Annotated in this window: 12 protein-coding genes; 10 read left to right on the top strand and 2 right to left on the bottom strand. The window is 70.8% G+C overall.

Annotated elements, in window-relative coordinates:
- Positions 1-108 precede the first annotated feature (108 nt).
- Complete coding sequence (locus tag G4D86_RS47450) at positions 109-1,761, top strand: cyclic peptide export ABC transporter (protein WP_164002169.1); 1,653 nt, start codon at positions 109-111, stop codon at positions 1,759-1,761.
- A gap of 165 nt (positions 1,762-1,926) precedes the next feature.
- Positions 1,927-3,120, top strand: a complete 1,194-nt coding sequence (locus tag G4D86_RS47445; RefSeq protein WP_164002168.1) for an OmpP1/FadL family transporter — start codon at positions 1,927-1,929, stop codon at positions 3,118-3,120.
- A 51-nt stretch (positions 3,121-3,171) separates the two neighbouring features.
- Here G4D86_RS47445 and G4D86_RS47440 read toward each other — a convergent pair whose 3' ends face one another.
- Positions 3,172-4,068 (bottom strand): cyclic nucleotide-binding domain-containing protein, encoded by an 897-nt coding sequence (locus G4D86_RS47440; RefSeq protein ID WP_240360879.1) that lies wholly within the window; start codon positions 4,066-4,068, stop codon positions 3,172-3,174.
- Between the two features lie 94 nt (positions 4,069-4,162).
- Positions 4,163-4,843, bottom strand: coding sequence for a Crp/Fnr family transcriptional regulator (locus G4D86_RS47435; RefSeq protein ID WP_164002167.1), 681 nt, complete (start codon positions 4,841-4,843; stop codon positions 4,163-4,165).
- Positions 4,844-5,039: 196 nt separating this feature from the next.
- Here G4D86_RS47435 and G4D86_RS47430 point away from each other — a divergent pair, with 196 nt between their 5' ends.
- The 8 genes from G4D86_RS47430 (at position 5,040) to G4D86_RS47395 (ending at position 18,098) form a co-directional block, all read left to right on the top strand.
- A complete protein-coding gene (locus tag G4D86_RS47430; protein WP_164002166.1) occupies positions 5,040-5,930 on the top strand; it encodes a cyclic nucleotide-binding domain-containing protein in 891 nt (296 codons plus the stop codon).
- Positions 5,931-6,013: 83 nt separating this feature from the next.
- A complete protein-coding gene (locus G4D86_RS47425) occupies positions 6,014-7,612 on the top strand; it encodes an adenylate/guanylate cyclase domain-containing protein (protein ID WP_164002172.1) in 1,599 nt (532 codons plus the stop codon).
- Positions 7,613-7,744: 132 nt separating this feature from the next.
- Entirely contained in the window at positions 7,745-8,518 is a 774-nt protein-coding gene (locus G4D86_RS47420; protein ID WP_164002165.1) for a 2,3-dihydro-2,3-dihydroxybenzoate dehydrogenase, read from the top strand.
- A gap of 54 nt (positions 8,519-8,572) precedes the next feature.
- Positions 8,573-9,802 carry an isochorismate synthase DhbC gene (gene dhbC, locus G4D86_RS47415; RefSeq protein WP_164002164.1) on the top strand — a complete coding sequence of 410 codons (1,230 nt, stop codon included), beginning with the start codon at positions 8,573-8,575 and terminating at the stop codon, positions 9,800-9,802.
- Entirely contained in the window at positions 9,799-11,448 is a 1,650-nt protein-coding gene (locus G4D86_RS47410; RefSeq protein ID WP_164002163.1) for a (2,3-dihydroxybenzoyl)adenylate synthase, read from the top strand. Before dhbC ends, G4D86_RS47410 begins: the two co-directional genes overlap by 4 nt.
- 13 nt (positions 11,449-11,461) lie before the next feature.
- On the top strand, positions 11,462-12,358 hold the full coding sequence (locus G4D86_RS47405; protein ID WP_164002162.1) for an isochorismatase family protein: 897 nt from the start codon (positions 11,462-11,464) through the stop codon (positions 12,356-12,358).
- 23 nt (positions 12,359-12,381) lie between these two features.
- Complete coding sequence (gene mxcG / locus G4D86_RS47400; protein ID WP_164002161.1) at positions 12,382-16,734, top strand: myxochelin non-ribosomal peptide synthetase MxcG; 4,353 nt, start codon at positions 12,382-12,384, stop codon at positions 16,732-16,734.
- Positions 16,734-18,098, top strand: coding sequence for a class II 3-deoxy-7-phosphoheptulonate synthase (locus tag G4D86_RS47395; RefSeq protein ID WP_164002171.1), 1,365 nt, complete (start codon positions 16,734-16,736; stop codon positions 18,096-18,098). The genes mxcG and G4D86_RS47395 overlap by 1 nt, the downstream gene beginning before the upstream one ends.
- Positions 18,099-18,136 lie beyond the last annotated feature (38 nt).

Here is an 18,136-nt window from a genome sequence, read left to right as displayed (position 1 = left end):
GGTCGCCAGAGGGGGGATGAACTGGATATCTTCGCTGGGGAGCGATGCGCAACATAGGCCAAGAGTGCCTGAAATCCGGCTCTGGCTCTGGCGGAAGGAACGAACGGCGTGAACCTGCTCATCCTGCTCCTGCGCAGGTCACGCGGTGCCGTGGCACTGGCCGTGTGTTTCGGGCTCTTGACGGGCGCCGCGAGCGCGGGACTCATCGCCTACATCAACTCCGTCCTGTCGAGCGGCGGTACCCTGGCGGACCGGGGCACGGTGCTCGGGTTCGCGGCACTGGGCGTGCTGATGCTGAGCGCCCGCATCGGCTCGCAGCTGCTGCTGACGCGGCTTCAGACGAGCACCACCTTCGCACTACGTGATCAACTCAGCCAGCGCATCCTCGCGACACCGCTGCGCCGCCTGGAGGAGCTGGGCACACACCGGCTGCTGGCCACGCTGGTGGATGACGTCCAGACCGTCACACAGGGGCTGTTGTGCCTCCCTCCGCTGCTCATCAACAGCGGCATCATCCTGGGCTGCCTCACCTACCTGGCGGTGATGTCGCGCGTGGTGTTCCTCGCGCTGCTCGTCTTCGCCGTGCTGGGAGTGGCCAGCTACCTGCTTCCCATCCGGCACATCGTCGGGCTGCTCGGCGAGTCGCGGAAGACGCAGGACCGCTTCTTCCGCGACCTGCGCTCGCTCACGAGCGGGCTGAAGGAGCTGAAGCTCCACGGTGCGCGGCGAGCGGCCTTCCTCACGCAGGAGCTGTTCCCCACGGCCCAGGAGCTGAAGCGCCTCCAGGCGAAGGCCTCCACGCTCCACACCTTCACCACCAGCTGGGGCATGAGCCTGTTCTTCTTCTTCATCGGGCTGTTGCTCTTCGCGCTGCCGGGACTGGCCCCGGTGTCCACCGCGACGCTGGTGGGCTACACGCTCGCCGTCCTCTACCTCCAGCAGCCGCTGGACTCGACGATGACGCTGCTGCCCATGCTGGGCGCGGGCACCGTCGCGCTCCAGCACATCGATGGGCTGGCGCTGGCCCCAACGTCCCAGGCAGGCCCGCCGCTCGCCCCCGTCGCGGCACCCGCGGCCCCCTCCCGAATCGAGCTCGTCGGCGTCACCCACGCGTACCGGCGCGAGGGCGAGGACATGCCCTTCACGCTGGGCCCCATCGACCTGACGCTCCGGCCCGGTGAAATCGTCTTCATCGTGGGCGGCAACGGCAGCGGCAAGACGACGCTCGCCAAGCTCATCACCGGCCTGTACTCGCCGGAGTCCGGGGAGCTGCGCGTCAACGGGCGCCCCGTGGGCGAGGCGGACCGCGAGCACTACCGCCAGCTCTTCTCGACGGTGTTCTCCGACTTCCACCTCTTCGACACGCTGCTGGGCCTGGCGCCCGGCGAGGTGGCGGAGCGGGCCCGCGCATACCTGCAGCGGCTCCAGCTGGAGCGCAAGGTGCGCATCGACGCGAGCGGCGCGCTCTCCACCACGGAGCTGTCCGCGGGCCAGCGCAAGCGCCTGGCGCTGCTGACGGCGTACCTGGAGGACCGCCCCGTGTACCTCTTCGACGAGTGGGCCGCGGACCAGGACCCCACCTTCAAGGAGGTCTTCTACCGGCAGCTGCTGCCGGACCTGAAGGCGGCCGGCAAGGCCGTGGTCGTCATCAGCCACGACAACCGGTACTTCGACCTGGCGGACCGGCTGGTGAAGCTGGAGTCCGGCGCCATCGTCGCCGAGGAGCCCGTGCCCGGAACGCAGCGCCTCACCGGCGCGTAGGGTGATTGCCCCCGCGCCCGGAAGCCCCCACGGGGAGTGCGTCTGGCGCTGGGGCCCTCCACCGGGTCGGGGGCTACTTCCCCGAGCGTGGCGTGCTCGGCTGCAAGCGGGGCGGTCTTCCGCCTATAGTCGCGCCTCCTCACAGCGACTGCCCTGCCCAACACCATGAAGAAGACGCTCTCCCTAGTGACGCTGCTCGCCGCCGGTGCCAGCCAGGCCGCGGGTTTCCAGATCGACACCCAAAGCGCACGCTCGACGGGCATGGGCAACGCGGCCACGGCCGTGCTGGACGACTCGTCGGCCATCTACTCGAACGCCGCCAACATCCTCGGCGTGGAGAAGCTGGACATCCGCATCGGTGACACCGGCATCCTGCCCAGCATCGAGTTCACCCCGACGGGTGGCACGGCGCAGGGCCAGAAGATGACGCTGTCGCCTCCGCCGCACGTGTTCGTCGTCTACCGCCCCTTCGAGAAGGCGGCGTTCGGCCTGGGCGCGTACACGCCCTATGGCGCGCGCAGCCGCTGGGTGGATGACTTCGTGGGCCGCTTCAAGGGCCGCGAGTCCAGCCTGGCGGCCTATTACATCAACCCCACCTTCGCGTATCAGGTGCACGAGAGCATCCGCCTCGGCGTGGGCGTGGACATCGTGCGCAGCACGGTGGAGCTGAAGCGCTCGCTGAACTTCGTGGAGAGCGAGGGCGCGGTGCACCTGGGCGGCGGCGCCTGGGGCGTGGGCTTCAACGCGGGCCTCCAGGCCGAAATCCTGAAGGACGAGCTGACGGTGGGCGTCCACTACCGCAGCGCGGTGTCCAGCACCTTCAAGGGCAGCGCGGACTTCCAGAACGTGCCGCTGGAGTTCCAGAGCCGACTGGTGGACCAGGCGGTGGAGGCGGACGTGAAGTTCCCGGCGACGCTGTCGTTCGGCCTCGCGACCCGGCCCCTGGAGCAGCTGACGGTGGCGCTGGACATCCAGTTGGTGGACTGGGCGAGCTTCCAGGAGCTGACCATCCAGTTCCCGGGCAACCCCGCGCTGAACAACCCGGTGGCCAAGCAGTGGGTGGCGAAGGCGAAGTACCACCTGGGCGCGGAGTACGGCCTGACGCCGGACCTGCAGCTGCGCGCGGGCTTCGTGGTGGACCTGTCGCCCAGCCCCGCCGAGACGCTGACGCCGGACCTGCCGGACGCGGACCGCTACAAGGTCACCGTGGGCGCCGGCTACAAGCTGGGCCGGCTGCGCGCGGACGCGGCGTACCAGCTCGTCCTCCTCGCGAAGACGGAGAGCAAGGCCCCTGGCATCGAGGGGAACTACTCCGGCACGGCGCACGTGCTCGGCGTGACGCTGGGTTACTCGCTGTAGACGGTGTGGGTGAGCTCCAGCGTCTGGAGGAGCTGGGAATGGACAGACATCTCAGTAGCTGGAGATGGCAGGCCCCGTGCGCACCACCAGCCGCACGGTGCGGCGCACCCGGTCCAGGCCCAGCCTCAGCAATGCGCGTCGCAATGCCGGCTGGCCCATGAAGAACTTCTTGAAGACGTCACGCTCCAGCCGCAGCAGCGTGCAGGGCGTCGCCGCCTCCACGGTGGCCGTGGCGAGCCGGCCGCGCAGGAGGGAGACCTCACCGAAGACGGCTCCTTCCTCCAGGTCCGGATAGGGCGTGATCTCCCCATCCTCATGCGTGTGGAAGGCGGTGCACCGACCCCGCAGGAGGAAGTACAGCGCGTCTCCGGGCGTGCCCAGGGTGAGGAGGGGCTCACCGGCCACGGCGGCGCGGGGGACGAGGGCCGAGCCAAGCTGCATCCCCAGCTCCGGCGGCAGCGAGGCGAGCAATGAGCTGCTCCGCAAGGCATCCCCCAGCAGCCGCTCCCGGCAGGCCATCCGCACCGCGTCCGCCTCGAGCCCGTACCGCGCCCCCGCCGCCTCCAGCCCCGCGCGCGACAGCTCCAGCACGACGGTCTTCTCCACCGCCATGATGCTGGCCGTGCGGCGGCACTCCGTCACCAGCGCCAGCTCGCCGAAGAAGTCCCCCGCCGACAGGTACCCCACCGTCCTCGGGGCGGTGCCCTCGGGCTGGCGCATCACCGCGACCCGCCCCTCGACGATGACGAACATCGAGTCGCCCGGCTCCCCCTCGCGCAGCACCACCTGTCCCGCGGAGTAGAAGCGCATCCACACCGGCAGCGGTGCATGGCCCGCAATGCCAGTCACCAGGGCGGGGGGCCGGGTCTCCGCGTCCCGGGGGCCACGGGGAATGAAAGCGCCGGGACCACCAAACAGAGACATGAACTGGAAGGCCAGACGCGACATGACTCCTCCAACGCAGGAGTGGAGCTTCGCCGCAACTGTATGCCTTCAGCCGGATACCGCGCAGTGAAGCGCTTCACACCCGCCTACGGAGAGATCACTCCGCCTCGCGGCTGAGCCGCGCCGGATGGACCAGGGTGATGCGCCCACCTTCGTACGCCAGCAGGCCCTCGCGGACATAGAAGCGGAGCCACTTGTTGGTGCTCTCGCGGGTGAGGCCGCACAGGTTGGCGAGCTCTGTCTGGGTGAGCTTCTGGGGAATGACGACGCCCTCGGAGCCCTGCTGACCCTGGTTGCGCGCCAGCTCCAAAAGGACGCGCACCAGGCGCGCCCGCGCATCCAGGAAGGTGGTGTCGTGCACGAGCTGCGTCACGTGCCGCACCAGCCGGCTCAGGTTGGCGAGCAGCCCCAGGGCCACCTTGGGACGCGCATTGAGGAAGACGCGGAAGTCCTCGCGCTGGATGGAGAGCAGGTCCGTCTCCTCTCGCGCGACGGCGTCCGTGGAGCGCGGCTCTCCGTCCAGCAGCGCCAGCTCCCCGAAGAAGTCCCCCCGGTCGAGCAGCGCCAGGATGACCTCCTTGCCATCCGGAGAGCTGAGGCGGATGGCCACCTCTCCCTTCCGGATGACGTAGAGCGCGGTGCCCACGTCGCCCTGGTGGAAGATGACCTCACCCTTGGCATAGCGCCGGGTGCGAAGGAGCGCGGACAGTTGCTCGAGGTCCTCGCCCTCGAGCTGCTCGAAGATGGAGACCTGGGCCAGCAGCTGGGAATAGGACACGGAAGCACCCCTCGAACCGCGCGTGTCAGAACAGTGGCGACTCAGCTTCTACCATTGATCCAGGCAGGACATTTCCATGCCAGGGCATGCCAGTGAATTAACGAATGACTCTCGTTTTCATGCCTGTATCCGGATTCACCGCGTGGGAGTGAACGGCTTCACAGCCCGCACTTCACGAGGGGCCTACTGTCCTCCCATGCCCGCCTCGAATGCATCGGCGTCTCTCCTTCCCTCTTCCGAGCCCTCGCCGGACAGTGCCTCGCCACGGGAAGCGAGGAACCGGGGCACCGAGCTGCTCGTCTCGGGCGACCTGCACGGCGCGCTCGCCGCGTTCCTGGAGGCCGCGACGCTGGCGCCGGAAGAGCCCTCCTGCCGACAGAAGGTCGCCGAAGTCCTGCAGCGCCTGGGGCGGACGCGTGAGGCGATTGCCGGGTACGAGGCGGCCGCCCGGCTCTGGGACCAGCAGGGCTGGCTGCTGCGCGCCATCGGGCTGTGCAAGGTCATCCTCCAGCTCGACCCGGCGCACTCGCGCACCCGGGCGCTGCTGGCGGACCTCCGCGCGCGCCGGGGGCTGCCCCCTCCCGACAGCGAGTCGGGGATGCCCCACGAGGCCCGCGCCCTGGCGACGCCCTCCGCCCCCGGCCCACGCCCGGACGTGGTGGCCCACCTGCTGCGAGGCAGCCCGCTCTTCGCCAGGCTGGAGCCACCGCTGCTTCGCCTGGTCAGCGAAGCCTTCCAGCCCTGCACGGCGGACGCGGGTGAGCAGATATTGACCCGGGGCCAGCCGGCCCAGGCGCTCTACCTGCTCCTGCGCGGGCGGTGCACGGTGTTCCACCAGCACGTGGACGGCCACGAGACGGCGTATCCCGACCTGGCCGAGGGAGATGTCTTCGGCGAGGTGGCCCTGCTGCGCAGCAAGCTGGTGACGGCCTCGGTGCGGGCGGCCACCGCGTGTCTGCTGTTGAAGCTGGACCGCGCGGCCTTCGAGCAGCTCGTCGCGGCGGAGCCCGAGCTGCGCCAGGAGCTGCAGCGCATGGGGGCCGAGCGGCTGTGTCGCACCGCACTGCTGCTGACGCGGCCCCGGTAGTCGCTCCCACGCCTGTGATAGACATGGCTCGCGTGGTCCCGCTGCGGCGGGGCCATCATCGTGGGAGAGGTCTCGTGCAGGTCATGCAGATCGTCATGAACCCGGGGCTGCCCGACGAGCAGGTCTTCCCGCTCGGCGAGGGCGTGACGTTCATCGGGCGCGACGTGGAGAACCAGATCTCGGTCCTCCACCGCAGCCTGTCCCGCCAGCACGCGAGGCTGGACACGTCCGGGGGCCAGGTCGTCCTGACGGACCTGCAGAGCAAGAACGGCACCTTCGTGGCGGGCACGAGGATTGCCCGCCACGAGCTCCGCTCCGGCGACACCTTCAGCTGCGGCGCCGTGAGCTTCCGCCTGCTCGCCGACAGTCAGGAGACGCTGGTCAGCCCCATGCTGACCCACGAGGCGCGCGCGCCGTACCAGGTCTCCCTCCAGGAGCTGCTCGGAGCCCAGGACCCCACCCGCTCCTCCGCGCTCAAGCTGGGCACCACGCCGGTGGTGGAGAGAGATCGCGACAAGCTGCAGATCCTCCTCAAGGTGAGTCAGTTCCTCTCGTCCCCGGGCACCATCGAGAGCCTGATGGAGCGCTCGCTGGAGCTGGTGTTCCAGGTGCTCGAGGTGGACCGCGCGGTCATCCTCCTGGTGGACAAGGGCACCAAGGCGCTGCGGCCGCACGTGGCCCGGACGTCGGACGGCACGAAGGACCTGTCGCAGGTCTACAGCCGGCACATCACCACGTACGTGCAGCAGCACGGCGTCGCGGCGCTCTTCGCGGATGCGCGGCTGGACCCGCGCCTGGACACGGCCGAGTCCGTCCTCCAGCAGTCCATCTACGCGGCCATGTGCGCCCCGCTGAAGGCCCGGGAGGAGCTGCTGGGGGTGCTGTACCTGGACAACCTCCGGCGCCCGGAGCGCTTCTCGCAAGAGGACCTCGAGTTCCTGTCCTCCTTCGCCAACCAGGTGGGCATCGCCCTGGAGAACTCGATGCTGTACCGGCGCATCGAGCAGGAGGCCATCCGCCGCAACAACTACCAGCGCTTCTTCCCACCCAGCGCCCTGGAGCGACTGGAGCACTCGTCCACGGGCATGGACCTGGGAGCGAGGGAGGCCGACGTCACGACGCTCTTCTCGGACATCTGCGGCTTCACGCAGCTGTCCTCGACGATGCGTCCCACCGAGGTGGTGGACATGCTCAACGCGTACTTCCCCATCATGGCGGACATCGTGTTCGAGCAGGAGGGCACGCTGGAGAAGTACATCGGCGACGCGCTGATGGCGACCTGGGGCGCGCCCTTCTCCCATCCGGACGATGCCGACCGCGCGCTGCGTGCCGCGGTGCGGATGCAGCAGGCGCTCCTTCAGCTCAACGAGCAGCGGCGGGCACGGAAGCAGGAGGAGCTCCAGATCCACATCGGCCTGAACAGCGGGCCGGTGGCGGCGGGCAACATCGGCTCCAAGCGCTTCCTCCAGTACGCCACCATTGGTGACACCACCAACGTGGCCAGCCGAGTGTGCAGCGCGGCCAGCGCGGGGGAGATTCTCATCACCCAGAGCACGCATGACCTGCTCGCGGACAAGCACTGGGTGTTGGAGCGACTGCCCCCCACTCCCGTGAAGGGAAAGGAAGCGCCGCTGACGCTCTACCGGGTCGACTGGCTCCGGGCGAGTACCGCGAAGCGCTGAACTTCACGCACCTGGAGCATTGACACTCCTGCCATTGCATGGCATCTACCCCGCTAACGATAATGAGAACCATTCTCATTATGTGACAATCGAGTGTTCGGTTGTCTCCGGCAGAACGGGTGAGAAGCCGCGATGGGGACGAACCGCAGGGTGGCGCTGGTGACAGGTGCCGCGCAGGGCATCGGAGCAGCCGTGGCACGGGCGCTGGCGGACAGCGCCTCCATCGCCGCGCTCGACGTGAATGAGGCGGGACTCGAGGCCCTGGTGGCGGAGCTCCGCGCCCGCGGGTGCCAGGCCTCGGCGTACCGTGCCGACGTGGGCGACAGCGCCGCGGTGGAAGCGGTGGTGGAGCGCATCGAGCGCGAGCAGGGCCCCATCGACATCCTCGCCAACGTGGCCGGAGTGCTGCGGGTTGCCCCGGCCGTGTCCCTCAGCGACGCGGACTGGGCCGCGACTTTCGCCGTCAACACGCATGGCGTGTTCCACGTCTCGCGCGCCGTCGCCCGTCGCATGGTGCCGCGCCGGACGGGCGTCATCGTCACCGTGGGCTCCAACGCGTCCCACGTACCGAGGATGCAGATGGCCGCGTACGCCGCCTCCAAGGCCGCGTCGAGCATGTTCACCCGCTGCCTGGGGCTGGAGCTGGCCCAGCACGGCATCCGCTGCAACGTGGTCTCCCCCGGCTCCACGGACACCGCCATGCAGCGCGCGCTCTGGGCGGATGAGCACGGGGCCGAGGCCGTCATCGCCGGCTCGCCCGAGGCCTTCCGCGTGGGCATCCCCCTTCGCCGGCTGGCCGACGCCGCCGACATCGCAGAGGCGGTGCGCTTCCTCGTCTCCGACGGGGCCCGCCACATCACCATGCACGACCTCTGTGTCGACGGCGGCGCCACTCTGGGCGCCTAGTCTCTTCCCTCCCCTCGCAGCTGAAGCCGGCACTCCTCCCTCTCGGAGTTGAGAATGATTCCTAAATCCATTGTCGAGAACGCCACGGAGAGCCTCCCCGCGCAGCTGCTGGAGAGCTACGCGGCCGGGTCGTCCTTCTTCTTCGCGAGTCCCCGTCGGACGCTGCTGGCGCGCGGCACGTTCGCCACCGTGCCGCACACGCGCGGCGAGGACGCGCTGGAGCGCCTTCCGGGAAGCGTGAGGAACGTGCTCGACGCCGCCCGGCAGGCCGACCACGACATCCCGGTGGTGGTGGGCGCGGTGCCCTTCGACGGCACCGTCCCCGCGCAGTTGGTGGTGCCGATGACCATCCAACGCGCGGGGCCGCTGGTGTTCGACGCGGCGTCGCCCGTGCACCGCCCGCTCGGCGCGCACTACACGGTGCAGCCGGTGCCGGAGCCCGCCGCGTACCTCCACGGCGTGGAGCGGGCGCTGACGCTGATGCAGAGCGGCCCGCTGCGGAAGGTGGTGCTGTCCCGCTCGCTGCACCTGCACGCGGCGGCGCCCATCGACCTGCCGCAGCTGCTGCGCAACCTGGCCTGGCGCAACCCCTCCGGCTACACGTTCGCGGTGGACCTGCCTCCCGAGGCCGACGGCACCACGGGCGCGCGCACGCTGATTGGCGCGAGCCCGGAGCTGCTCGTGTCCCGCTCGGGGTTCCAGGTGCTCGCCAATCCGCTGGCGGGCTCGGCCGCGCGCAGCCCGGACCTGGTGGAGGACCAGAAGCGGGCCCAGGCGCTGCTGACTTCCCCCAAGGACCTGCACGAGCATGCGGTGGTCATCGACGCCGTCGCGGAGGCGCTGCGCCCGTACTGCAAGACGCTGGACGTGCCGGCGGGTCCCTCGCTCGTCAGCACCGCGACGATGTGGCACCTGTCCACGCGCATCACCGGTGAGCTGGCCGACCCGTCCATCTCCTCGCTGACGCTGGCCGCGGCGCTGCACCCGACGCCCGCGGTGTGCGGCTACCCGACGCGGCTGGCGCACGAGGCCATCGGCTCCATCGAGCCTTTCGAGCGCGGCTACTACACGGGCGCCGTTGGCTGGTGTGACGCGAGCGGTGACGGCCAGTGGGCGGTGACCATCCGCTGCGCCGAGGCCGACGCGCGCACGCTGCGGCTCTTCGCGGGCGCGGGCATCGTCGCCGGCTCCCGGCCCGAGTCCGAGCTGGCGGAGACCGAGGCGAAGTTCCGGACCATGCTCCAGGCGATGGGCCTGGGCCAGGGCGCCGAGGTCCAGCGATGACGTCCCCTGTCCAGCCCCTGCCGGGCTGCCCCACGTGGCCGGAGGCCTTCGCCGCCCGCTACCGGGAGGCCGGCTACTGGCGCGGAGAGACGTTCGGCCAGCTGCTGCGAGAGCGGGCGCTGCGCCACGGCGAGCGCACGGCCGTCGTCGCCGGGGACCAGCGCTGGAGCTACCAGGAGCTCGACGCGCGCGTCGACCGGCTCGCCGCGGGGTTCCTCGCGCTGGGCCTCCAGCCCAGGGACCGCGTGGTGGTGCAGCTCCCGAACATCGCCGCCTTCTTCGAGGTGTGCTTCGCGCTGTTCCGCATCGGCGCGCTGCCGGTGTTCGCGCTCCCGGCCCACCGGGGCGCGGAGATTGGCTACTTCTGCGAGCACACCGAGGCGGTCGCCTACGTCATCCCCGACCGTCTCGGCGGGTTCGACTACCGCACGCTGGCGGCCCAGGTTCGCGAGAAGGTGCCGACCCTGCGGCACGTCATCGTCGCTGGCGAGGCGGGCCCCTTCACCGCGCTGAGCAGCCTGCCCACGACTCCCGTCGCGCTGCCCGAGCCCCAGGCCGGTGACGTGGCCTTCTTCCAGCTCTCGGGGGGCAGCACCGGCGTCTCCAAGCTCATCCCCCGCACCCACGATGACTACCTCTACAGCGTGCGCGCGAGCGCGGACATCTGCGGGCTGGACGCGTCCAGCGTCTACCTGTGCGCGCTACCCGCCGCGCACAACTTCCCGCTCAGCTCGCCGGGAGTGCTGGGGACCCTCCACGCGGGTGGCACCGTCGTCATGGCGCTCCACCCCAGCCCCGACGTGGCCTTCCCGCTCATCGAGCGCGAGCGCGTCACCCTCACCGCGCTCGTGCCGCCGCTGGCGATGATCTGGCTGGAGGCCGCGAAGGCGCGCCGTCACGATTTGTCCAGCCTGCGCGTGCTCCAGGTGGGTGGCGCCCGGATGAGCAACGAGGCCGCGCGGCGCGTGCAGCCCACGCTGGGCTGCACGCTGCAGCAGGTCTTCGGCATGGCCGAGGGCCTGGTCAACTACACGCGCCTGGACGACCCCGAGGAGCTCATCGTCACCACCCAGGGGCGGCCCATCTCCCCGGACGACGAGCTGCGCATCGTCGACGAGGACGACCGCGAAGTCGCCCCGGGTGTGCTCGGGCAGCTCCTGACGCGCGGCCCGTACACCATCCGCGGCTACTACAAGGCGGAGGCGCACAACGCCCGGGCCTTCACGTCCGACGGCTTCTACCGCACCGGAGACCTGGTCCGGCGCACGCCCGAGGGCTACCTCGTGGTGGACGGCCGCGTGAAGGACCAGATCAACCGCGGCGGAGAGAAGGTCGCGGCCGAGGAGGTGGAGAACCACCTGCTGGCCCACCCCGCCGTCCACGACGCCGCCGTGGTGGCCATTCCCGATGCCTTCCTGGGCGAGCGCACCTGCGCGTTCGTGATTGCGCGTGGCACGCCGCCGGCCGCGACGGTGCTCACCGCGTTCCTGCGCGAGCGGGGACTGGCCGCCTTCAAGATTCCCGACCGGGTCGAGTTCATCACCGCCTTCCCGCAGACCGGCGTCGGCAAGGTCAGCAAGAAGTCGCTGCGAGAGGCGCTCTCCCGCTCCGTCTCCACAAACGTCGCCCCCCTCTCTCCGCGCTGAAAGGACCTCCCCCATGGCGCTCCCCGCCATTGCCCCCTACCCCATGCCCGCCACGGCCGACCTGCCCAGGAACAAGGTCACCTGGACGCTCGAGCCCCGGCGCACCGCGCTGCTGATTCACGACATGCAGCGCTACTTCGTCGACGCCTTCGCCGCGGGCCAGTCCCCCGTGTCGGAGCTGGTGGCGAACATCCAGCGGCTGCGGCAGCACTGCGCTTCGCTCGGCATCCCCGTCGTGTACTCGGCCCAGCCGGGTGGACAGACGCCCGAGCAGCGCGGGCTCTTGCAGGACTTCTGGGGGCCGGGCGTCACCACGAACCCGGAGCAGAGGAAGATCATCGACGCGCTGGCGCCGAGCGACGACGACATCCTCCTCACCAAGTGGCGCTACAGCGCGTTCCGCAAGACGGAGCTGCTGGAGCTGCTGCGCGAGCGCGGGCGAGATCAGCTCCTCATCTGCGGCATCTACGCCCACATCGGCTGCCTGCAGACGGCCAGTGATGCCTTCATGAGCGACGTGCGGCCCTTCCTGGTGGCGGATGCCCTGGGCGACTTCTCGCTCGCCCATCACCAGCTCGCCCTGAGCTACGCGGCGCAGTTGTGCGCCGTCACCCTCACCACCCAGCAGGTCGTCGATGCGCTGGGTGCGCGCCCCGCGGAGGAGGCCCGGCCGCTGAACCGCTGGAAGGTTCGCGCGGACGTCGCCGAGGTGTTGCAACTGTCGCCCTCGGAGCTGGGAGATGACGAGAACCTGCTTGAGCGGGGGCTCGACTCCATCCGGCTGATGAGCCTCATCGAGCGGTGGCGAAGCGTCGGCACGGAAGTCACCTTCGTCGAGCTGGCCGAGCATCCGACCCTCACGGACTGGGACGCGCTGCTGTCCCGGGCCTCCGCCCACCAACCCTCCTGACCCGCCTGCAGGGGACCACGCCAATGCGCGACTCACAGCCCGCGGGCTGGCCGCTGTCCGCGGCCCAGCACGGAATCTGGGTGGGACAACAGTTCGACCGCACGAGCCCGGTGTACAACGCCGGCGAGTGCATCGAGATTCGCGGTGCCGTCGACGTGGCGCACTTCGAGTCCGCGCTGCGACAGGCCGTCAGCGAGGCCGAGGCCCTGCACTCGCGCTTCGTGTCTGGGGCCACGGGGCCCGTGCAGTACGTCGAGCCCCGTGCCGACTGGCCCCTGCACTTCGTGGACGTCAGCGGGACGCCGGACCCGTGGGCCGCGGCCCACGCGTGGATGCGGGAGGACCTGACCCGGACCGTGGACCTGGGCCAGGGGCCCCTGTTCGCGGAGGCGCTGTTCAAGGCCGCTCCGGACCGCTTCTTCTGGTTCCAGCGGGTCCACCACATCGCGCTGGATGGCTTTGGCTTCTCCCTGGTGGCGCGGCGGGTGGCGGACCTCTACACGGCCCGCGTCACGGGCCGCGCCGCGACGGGAGGCTTCGGCCCGCTGCGTCCCGTGCTGGACGAGGACGCGGCCTACCAGGCGGGGCCGCAGGTGCAGGCGGACCGCGCCTTCTGGGTCGAGCGCTTCGAGAATGGCCCCACGCCCGTCAGCATCGCCGCGCCCGCGCCCATGTCCCCCCAGTTCGTGCGGCAGATGCAGCACCTCTCCGCGAACGAGGTCGAGCGCCTGCAAGCCACCGCGCGCCAGTCGGGCCTGGGCTGGCCGGACCTGGTGCTGGCCACCACCGCCGTCTGGCTGCACCGGCTGACGGACGCTTCAGAGCTGGTGCTGGGCCTGCCGGTGATGACGCGCCTGGGCTCGGCGGCGCTGCGGGTGCCGTGCATGGCGATGAACATCGTGCCGCTGCGGGTGACGGTGCGTCCGGAGGCGGGGCTGTTCTCGCTGGCCCGCGACGTGGCCGCGGAGCTTCGCGCCATGCGGCCGCACCTGCGCTACCGCTACGAGCAGCTCCGCCGTGATTTGCGGCGGGTGGGTGGCCAGCGCCGGCTGTTCGGCCCGGTGGTCAACCTCATGCCGTTCGACTACGGCCTGCGCTTCGCGGGGATGCCGGCCGTCGCGCACAACCTCTCCGCGGGCCCTGTCGAGGACCTCTCCATTGGCATGTACGCCCGCTCCGACGGCAGCGGCATGCGGGTGGACTTCGACGCCAACCCCGCCTGCTATCGCCCCAATGAGCTGCGGGCCCACCAGCGGTCCTTCCTCCAGCTCCTGGAGTCGCTGACCGCCGAGCCCGAGCGTCCCGTGGGCGAGAAGACGGCGACGCGGAGCGGGGGCTCGGATGCGCGTCCGGCTTCAACCACCACCGTGCTCGACGGAGGGCCCCTCCAAGGTCCGGCGCGCCCGGTGGTGGAGTTGTTCACGCAGCACGCCCTCGAACAGCCCGAGGCGGTGGCCGTGGAGCACGGCCCTTACCGGATGACCTACCGCGAGCTGCTCCAGGCCGCGCGCGTCCTGGCGGACCGGCTCGTCTCCGAAGGCGTCCGTCCGGACTCGCCCGTGGCGGTGGTGCTGCCGCGCGGGCTGGACGCGGTGGTCGCCGCCTGGGGCGTGCTCCTCTCGGGCGCGGGCTACCTGCCCGTGGACCCATTCGGTCCTCCTTCGCGGACCGCCGCCATCCTCGCCGACGCCGCGCCCGAGCTGATGGTCACCGCCGGTCAGGACCTGGTCCCCGGCGCCGGACCGCTGGCCGCGGGCCAGTGGGTCGTGACCCGACGGACTGGCGCTCCTGCTTCGAGCGCGCGGGCCGAGGAGGCGCGGCTGGCCTACGTCATCTACACGTCCGGCTCGACGGGCCAGCCCAATGGCGTGCAGATAGACAGGGACGCGCTGGCGCACTTCGTGGCGGGAGCGACGCACCGCTACGGGCTGCGCTCCGACGACCGCGTGCTGCAGTTCGCTCCGCTGCACTTCGACGCCAGCATCGAGGAGCTGTTCCTCACGCTGTGCGCCGGCGCGAAGCTGGTGCTGCGCACGGACGAGATGCTCCAGTCGGTGCCGAGGCTGCTCGACGCATGCGCCGAGCACGGCATCACCGTGCTCGACCTGCCCACCGCCTTCTGGCACGAGCTGGCCTACAGCGTGTCGACGGGCTCGGCACGGCTGCCCTCCTCCCTGCGCACCGTCATCATCGGCGGCGAGGCCGCGCTGCCCGAGCGCGTCGCCCGCTGGCGCACCACCGTCAGTCCTGCGGTGCAGCTGCTCAACACCTACGGCCCCACGGAGGCCACGGTGGTGGCCACCGTCGCCACGCTCAGCGGCACGGACGCGGTGGGCTCCACCAGCGACGAGGTCCCCATCGGCCGTCCCCTCCCGGGCGTGAGCGCGGTGCTCCTCGACTCGCGAGGGCAGCCCGTCGCTCCAGGCGATGAAGGCGAGCTGTACCTGCTCGGTGGCGGGCTGGCCCGAGGCTACCTGGGGCGCGCGGAGCTGACCGCCGCGCGCTTCACCGTGCTCGACACCCTGCCCGACAGTCCCCGCGCCTATCGCACCGGCGACCGGGCCCGGCTCCGGGAAGACGGCCACCTGGTGTTCGTCGGCCGCGTGGACGACGAGCTCAAGATCAGCGGGCACCGGATCGACCCGGCCGAAGTCGAGAGCGCCCTCCTCAGCCACCCCCGGGTGCGAGAGGCGGCCGTCGTCGGCCAGGTGCTGCCCTCGGGCTCGCGGCGGCTGTGCGCGTTCCTCGTCACCGAGCCACCCGCGCCCACCCCATCGGAGCTTCGCCAGCACGTGCAGGCCGCGCTGCCCGCGCCCATGGTGCCCGGAGCATTCGTGCACCTGGAGCGACTGCCCAGGACGAGCACGGGGAAGATCGACCGCGCGGAGCTGCGCCGCGCACCCGTCACCGAGGAGCGGGTTCCCACTTCTTCGACGGGCACCGGACTGGAGCAGCTGGTGCTGCGAGTCTGGGCGGAAGTCCTGGGCGTGAGCGGTGTGTCCGCGAAGGACGACTTCTTCGACCTGGGTGGCCAGTCGCTCCAGAGCATCCAGGTGGCCAACCGGCTCAGCGTCGAGCTGGGGCGTGAGGTGCCCGTGGCCACGGTGTTCCGGCACCCCACCGCCGAGGGACTGGCACGTGCACTGGAGCACGGCGCCGACGTGGCCTCCGACGCGGGAGGACTCACCGCCGCGATGCTCGCGGATGCGACGCTGCCGGAGGACATCGTCCCCGTGCTCGCTCCTCGCGTGGCGGTGCCGGCACGGCTGCGGCAGATGGTCCTGACCGGAGCAACGGGCTTCGTCGGTGCCCACCTGCTCGGGCAGCTCCTGCGGCGGACGGACGCCCGGGTGGTCTGCCTGGTGCGAGCGCGCGACGAGGCGCAGGCGATGGAGCGGCTTCGCGACGCCCTCACGTCCCAGCGGCTTCCCACGACGGGCCTCACCGAGCGGGTGCTGGCGCTGCCGGCCGACCTGTCCCAGCCGTGGCTGGGGCTCGGCGAGGCGCGGTTCCACGCCCTGGCCTCCGAGTGCGACGCCATCCTCCACAACGCCGCCGTCGTCAGCGTCGTGCGCGAGTACGGCAGCCTCCAGGCCGTCAACGTGCGGGGCACGCGCGAGCTGCTCCGCCTCGCCGCCGCCGTCCGGCCCAAGCCCTTCCACTACGTGTCCACGCTCGCCGTGGCGCCTTCAGCGAATCTCCTTCCCGAAGTCCCCGAGGAGTTCGTGCCCGCACACTCCGGCCTGCGCGATGGCTACCAGCAGAGCAAGTGGGTGGCGGAGAGGCTGGTCCAGCAGGCGGGAGCCCGCGGCCTGCCCGTGGCTGTCTACCGTCTGGGCCGCGTCGTGGGCGCACCGGACAGCGGCATGGTGAATCCGCAGGACCTGGTCTGGCGCATCCTCCTGGCCGGCATCCCCGCGGGGGCGCTGCCCCTCCTGGACGTGGGCGAGACGTGGACGCCGGTGGACTACGTCGCGCGCGCGCTCGTGCACCTGTTGGGCGTGGCCCGGTCCGGCGAGGTGTTCAACCTCACGCCCACGGCGGAGGTACGGCTGGGCGAGCTGTTCCAATGGGTCCGCGACTTCGGCTACCCGGTGGAGCTGCTCCCCGTCGGGGCGTGGCGCGCACGCGTCGCGGAGCGGGCGGGGAGCTCGGAACATGGCGCCACGCTGGCGTTCTTCGACCTGCGCTCGGGCTCATCCGAGCCCGCCTTCGGTCTCGGCCCCATCCGCTGCGAGCGCGTGCTCCAGGGGCTGGCCGGCACCGACATCACCTGCCCTCCGGCGGACCGCGCCCTGCTGTACCGCTACCTCGAATTCTGCGTCGCGCAGGGACTCCTGCCTCCGCCGCCCTCACCCGAAACGGCCCTCCCGTGATGACCCGAGATTGGACACCACGCTCCTGGCGGAGCAAGCCCGTGACGTGCATTCCGGATGACTATCCGGACCTGCGCGCGCTCGCCCGCGTCGAGGAGCAGCTCGCGCACCTGCCGCCGCTCGTCTTCGCGGCCGACACACGCCGCCTCACCACGCAACTGGCCCGCGTCGCGGAGGGCAAGGCCTTCCTGCTGCAAGGCGGGGACTGCGCGGAGAGCTTCAAGGAGTTCACCACCGACAACATCCGCGACACCTTCCGGCTCATCCTCCAGATGGCGGTGGTGCTCACCTTCGCGGGAGGCCGGCCGGTGGTGAAGGTGGGCCGCATCGCCGGGCAGTTCGCCAAGCCGCGCTCCAGCCCCGTGGAGACGCGGGACGGCGTCACCCTGCCCAGCTACCGCGGCGACATCATCAACGGCATGGACTTCGACGCCCGGGAGCGGATGCCCGATCCCCGGCGCCTGGTCATGGCCTACCACCAGTCCTCCGCGACGCTGAACCTCGTGCGCGCCTTCGCCCAGGGCGGCTACACGGACCTGTGCAACCTGCACCGGTGGACGCTCGACTTCGTCGCCAACAACCCCCACGGCGACCGCTACCGGGGACTGGCGGACAAGATCTTCGAGTCCCTGTGCTTCATGAGCGCGCTCGACGCGAACCCGCCCGCGTCGGGCCCGGTGGACTTCTTCACCAGCCACGAGGCCCTGCTCCTCAACTACGAGGAAGCGCTGACTCGCGCCGAGCCCGGCTCGGGTGAGTGGTTCGACACGTCCGCGCACATGCTCTGGATTGGCGAGCGCACCCGCCAGCTCGACGGCGGCCACGTGGAGTTCATGCGCGGCATCCAGAACCCCATCGGCCTCAAGTGCGGCCCGACGATGGAGCCGGACGACCTGCTGCGGATGATCGATGTCCTCGACCCCAAGGGCATCCCCGGACGCCTCACGCTCATCGGCCGCTTCGGCGCGGACAAGGTCGCTGACTGCCTGCCCCGGCTGATGGCCGCCACTCGCCGCGCCGGCCGGCCCGTCATCTGGTCCATCGACCCGATGCACGGCAACACGCACAAGGCGGGCAACGGCTACAAGACGCGCTCCTTCGACCGCATTCTCTCGGAGGTGCACTCCTTCCTCGAGGTCGCCGCCGCCGAGGGCGTGCACCCGGGCGGCCTGCACTTGGAGATGACCGGGCAGCACGTCACCGAGTGCCTCGGCGGCTCGCTGCCGGTGACGGAGGACGACCTCTCCAGCCGCTACCACACGCACTGCGACCCGAGGCTCAACGCAGCCCAGGCCCTCCAGCTCGGCTTCATGGTGGCCGAGGCCCTCCAGGCTCCTCGCACCCATCACGCCCGCGCCGCTTGAGCTTCCACACCACGTCCCTTCACGCCTTCAAGTTGAGA

This window comes from Pyxidicoccus caerfyrddinensis, assembly GCF_010894405.1.
Classification (GTDB): domain Bacteria; phylum Myxococcota; class Myxococcia; order Myxococcales; family Myxococcaceae; genus Myxococcus; species Myxococcus caerfyrddinensis.
Note: the sequence above shows the minus strand (reverse complement) of the source record. Positions and strands in the feature narration are given on the sequence as shown.